The organism is Terrisporobacter sp. (genome assembly GCF_017888745.1).
Classification (GTDB): domain Bacteria; phylum Bacillota; class Clostridia; order Peptostreptococcales; family Peptostreptococcaceae; genus Terrisporobacter.
Map to the genome: position 1 here is coordinate 1 of NZ_JAGHFM010000124.1, position 4,268 is coordinate 4,268.

At 26.2% G+C, this 4,268-nt stretch carries 7 protein-coding genes; 3 read left to right on the forward strand and 4 right to left on the reverse strand.

The genetic code is table 11. The annotated features are described in order from the left end of the window. From J7G74_RS06045 to J7G74_RS06060, 4 genes are all read right to left on the reverse strand, one after another. The coding region (locus J7G74_RS06045; protein ID WP_330616426.1) for a hypothetical protein at nucleotides 1-1,315 on the reverse strand (1,315 nt) is incomplete at its 3' end. After that, nucleotides 1,316-1,576, reverse strand: a complete 261-nt coding sequence (locus tag J7G74_RS06050; protein ID WP_297133141.1) for a hypothetical protein — start codon at nucleotides 1,574-1,576, stop codon at nucleotides 1,316-1,318. It abuts the gene before it with no gap. Nucleotides 1,577-1,587: 11 nt separating this feature from the next. Then, nucleotides 1,588-1,980, reverse strand: a complete 393-nt coding sequence (locus J7G74_RS06055; protein ID WP_297133143.1) for a hypothetical protein — start codon at nucleotides 1,978-1,980, stop codon at nucleotides 1,588-1,590. Nucleotides 1,981-2,211: 231 nt separating this feature from the next. Then, nucleotides 2,212-2,382: a hypothetical protein gene (locus J7G74_RS06060; protein WP_297133146.1), complete on the reverse strand. Its 171-nt coding sequence runs from the start codon at nucleotides 2,380-2,382 to the stop codon at nucleotides 2,212-2,214. Nucleotides 2,383-2,762: 380 nt separating this feature from the next. Between J7G74_RS06060 and J7G74_RS06065 the strand changes: the two genes are divergently transcribed. The 3 genes from J7G74_RS06065 to J7G74_RS06075 all read left to right on the forward strand — a co-directional run bounded on the left by J7G74_RS06065 (nucleotide 2,763) and on the right by J7G74_RS06075 (nucleotide 4,148). After that, on the forward strand, nucleotides 2,763-3,218 hold the full coding sequence (locus tag J7G74_RS06065) for a Panacea domain-containing protein (RefSeq protein ID WP_297133147.1): 456 nt from the start codon (nucleotides 2,763-2,765) through the stop codon (nucleotides 3,216-3,218). After that, on the forward strand, nucleotides 3,205-3,597 hold the full coding sequence (locus J7G74_RS06070) for a hypothetical protein (protein ID WP_297133149.1): 393 nt from the start codon (nucleotides 3,205-3,207) through the stop codon (nucleotides 3,595-3,597). The genes J7G74_RS06065 and J7G74_RS06070 overlap by 14 nt, the downstream gene beginning before the upstream one ends. A 140-nt stretch (nucleotides 3,598-3,737) precedes the next feature. Then, on the forward strand, nucleotides 3,738-4,148 hold the full coding sequence (locus J7G74_RS06075; protein ID WP_297133151.1) for a hypothetical protein: 411 nt from the start codon (nucleotides 3,738-3,740) through the stop codon (nucleotides 4,146-4,148). Nucleotides 4,149-4,268 lie beyond the last annotated feature (120 nt).

Sequence of the window (4,268 nt, forward strand, 5' to 3'; positions counted from 1 at the left end):
AGCTCCTTATGTTATCTGCAAATTCTGTATTTTTAATATAATCAAATACTATCAACCCTTCTCCTGCATCAATTATATTCTTACAAATATTTTCGGATAAAGTTGATTTACCACTTCTACTGCCTCCAAGAATAGCTATAGGTAAATTTATTAAAGAAGGTTTAGAATTAAAATATGCTATTTCTTTATTGTTTTTATATTTATTTTCTCCAAGCTTTATATATCCTGTCTTAAGCTCTTCTGGAAGCATTGATTCTGTAACTTCATTTTTATCAATTTTATATTCATACAATAATCTTTTACCTGGAAGATTTATTACATTTCCTCCTAATTCTTTATCAGAGCATTGAATAATATCAGTCTTGAAATTGTAATCTTCATATTGAAATTTATGTTTAATTTGCTTAGGTATGAGTTGATTATCTTCTTTTATAACCTCAAAACTATTTGACAATGAATCTAGTAGCTTTTCTTGCTGGATTTTATCTTTAGATTGGCTCATTACTACTATTTGTGTTTTTATAATAGTATCATTTTTCTTTTTAATACTCGCGTTAGACAAGCTTCTCTTGGAATCTATTGCGCCGCTTATTTTATTAATAGCTTCTATTTGTATATTTTCTTTAGCTAAAGCTGTTTGTATCTCCTTTATGAATGTATCAGCTACTTTTATAAAATTAACGAATGCTAACTTTGTAATTTGTTTCAAATCTAAATTAATTCTTTCTATATTTTTATTACTTCTAAATTTTTCGTAGTCCTCTTCATATCTAGTTAACCATACTTTACTGTCGCGATTTGAACTAGGTATAAAGTTATATATTATACCTACTGCATCATCATTTTTCATTGATGTTATCACACTTAGATTGCTTGCTAATAAGTCATTATCTCTTTTATCTACCGCTAACGACAGTCCATCTACATTCTTATAAGTCATTTGACATTTGCTGCTATCATCTGTAAATCTAGGGATTTCATTCACTTCAACTACATTTACTTTTTTACTCCAAGAGTTGTATATTTTATTTTTAATCATTTCTAAGTGATATTCAGGAACGATAAAATAAAAACTTGCATCGTTTTTAGTGATGTATATATAATAGGATAATTTACATTTTGATTCTACTATTAATCCTTTTTCACTTTTAATCATTCTTTTATTTAATTTCTTATACATGTAATTAACATAAGAAGCTATTTCATCTGCTTTATTGTTCTTGCATGAAGTATGAGGTATTATTTTAAGATATCTATACTTAGGTTTGGTTAATTTTATACAATCACTAAATTTAAGAGTTTTAATTCTAGCCATTTAGTTCACCCCCAACATAGAAGCAACCATTGTTACCATGCCCCAAATCATTGCACAGCTAACAGCTTTTATTTTTCCTTCTTTAGATCCTAATGTTGCTAAAATAATATTGTAGATACATAATATTAATAATACGTAAAAACTTATTCCATATATCCCAGTAAGGCAATGCTTTAACAAATTACATATACTTTGCCACATATCTGCAAATACAGATTCCTTCATAAAACCCTTAAAACAATTCCATAGTAAATCCTTCATAGCAGTACCTCCTAGAATAAATTTCTAATCATTTCAAATATAGTTGGAGCTAATAATACTGCTGCATATCCTGTTCCGTATTTGTATAAAATTTGAAAATATCCTCTGCCACCTTTAATTAACTCTGTAGCAAGTTCTATAGTGCACATGATACTTCCAGCTATACCGATATAAATTTGTGCTTTATTTAATATTTCTTGGCCAGTTGAAAAATCAAATCCCTCTGCAAAACATAAACTAGGATTTAAAGTTATAAGTAAGGCTAATAATACAACTACTAAAAGATATTGTTCCTTATCTTGCTTAAGTATTTCTATTCTTCTATTTAATTTTATAAAAATGTTTTCTTGAAATTTGATATTGAAGTGCTCTATTACTGAATAACCATTAATTATAATTTTCATGTATAAAACCTCCTTATTTCGGAAAATATAATAAAAATATCGTTCGGAGGATTGAATATGTATACATTTTACATGGGTATGGTAACTGCTACAATAATTTTTGAATGTCTTATTAAAGGACTTTAATGAATTACATAGAATAATATAAAATGAACACATTACTAGTTGTTCAACCCTTTAAGAGTGCTTTCGCTTGCTGGCAGGGGCACTCTTTTTAAGCATTAAGCTTATTTATTTTTTTGTATAACTAATAAACTTTTCATCTTTGGAAATCAACATTTTTATATATGTGCTTATACCTAACGTATCTTTTATCTCATCTAATAAAAAAGTATAAATTTCTAAATCTCTTATATTCTCTTTAAATGATAATTGAAGTTTTAAACTCTGCTTACGGCTCATTAAATTTCCTCCTCTCTGTGTAGCTATATTTATTTATATGTAGTGCTACACACAAATTTGCCTGTCCTTTTTAAATATTTTTATAGTTTTTAATAACTTTATTTAGTTTCAAGTAATTAAATTATGTAAACTTAAGATACTCAAAAAAATAAAGACTAGAATTATATCCAGCCTTTATAATAAAATTTTATCTAAACGGATTAATAAATATTTTAAAGACAATAATCATACTATTAATTATAATTAAATACTTTTAAATACTTAAAAATAACGTTATTTTAACGTTAAAAGAGGATTTTTTATTTATTTGTCGAATAGGAAGTGATATAATGGGTAAGGTTATTTATATTGAAAAATTTAACAACAATGGGGGAAAAAAAATGAATCTAAAAACATTTGCTAAGTTAGTTTTATTTTTCGCTAACAATACAAAAACAAGACTTTATAAAACTAAACTTAATAAGTTACTATTCTATACTCAATTTTTATTTTACAAAAAATATGAGCAAGACTTATTGAATACAGACTTCGTATGTGATTATTTTGGTCCAGTAATAGAAGATATAGATTCATATTTAGAAAATATCGAAGAAAAAGGTTTAATAAAAATAGAAAGTACAACTTACGGAAAGTACATTAATCCTGTTTATAAGTTATCTGAAGATGCTTATTCACAAGAAGAGTTATTTGTCTTAAATAAAGTAGCTGAACAATTTAGCGATTTTAGTTCTAGCGAGATATCTAAATATTCTCATGACGAAATATTATGGATAGATACTGATTTAAAAAATATTATACCTCTTAAGGATGCATATAAATTAAATGAGTTTAAATAATTTACTTATAAATAATACATGGCAAGTCTTTGGGATTATAGGCACTCTATTTACATACTTTTTATGGATTTGTCCAGAATGGAACAATAAAAGAATCAAAGTAAAATTGACGAATTCTACTGGGATTGATGATAACATAAAAAAATTCATTAAAAATAATTTTAAGTATCACTATTACTCTATACGATTTCTGATATTTGCATTTTGCATACTAATATCTATTGGAATAACACTTATGTTCTTGTATTCTGCAGAAGGAAAACCTATAGAAGATTTATATGATGTTATAAGTTTGTCTATACCTATAATTACTTTTTACATGTTATTATCAGGTATAAAAGAGTGTGATTCTGACTCGGAAAGTAATGGATTTAACTAATTTTAAATTTCAAGATTAAAGTTCTTGAAATTTTTATTGGATTTGAAAAAAAGCTTTATTTAAGATCAATACATAAAAGAATAACACAATGGTATGAAAATGATACAAGTAGACATGAGTTTGCAGCATTAATAGTGCGAATGAGTGATAAATCTTTTGTTGATATACTAAAGCATGCTTGCGAGTTGAATGATTCTGTAAGTAAATATGATGGAGCAGCAAAATCTATATTATATGAAAAACCACCAGAAATTATGGAGGATTACTTTAGGAAAGACACAAATATGAATGTTTTAACTAATGTTCAGCAGCTTATTGATACATATTTTGAACTAGATAACTGCGAACCTTATAAAATAACAAGCTTTATCTCTAATCACGAGCTGGCATGCAAATATAAGAGCAAAGATACTATTTTAGAAAGTATAGAAAGTCTAATAAGCAATCCTGAAAAACCTGTAAATGAAAGTACTTCTATGGAAACTGATAAATTTGATTCTCTTTTTTCAGATTATGAAGATTCAAATTTAGATTCAAAGCAAAATAAATAACCGCAAATAAGCTATGAAACTGAAAATAGTTTCATAGCTTATTTGAATTTTTATACTTTAGGAAAGACACAAATATGAATGTTTTAACTAATGTTCAGCAGCTTATTGATACATATTTTG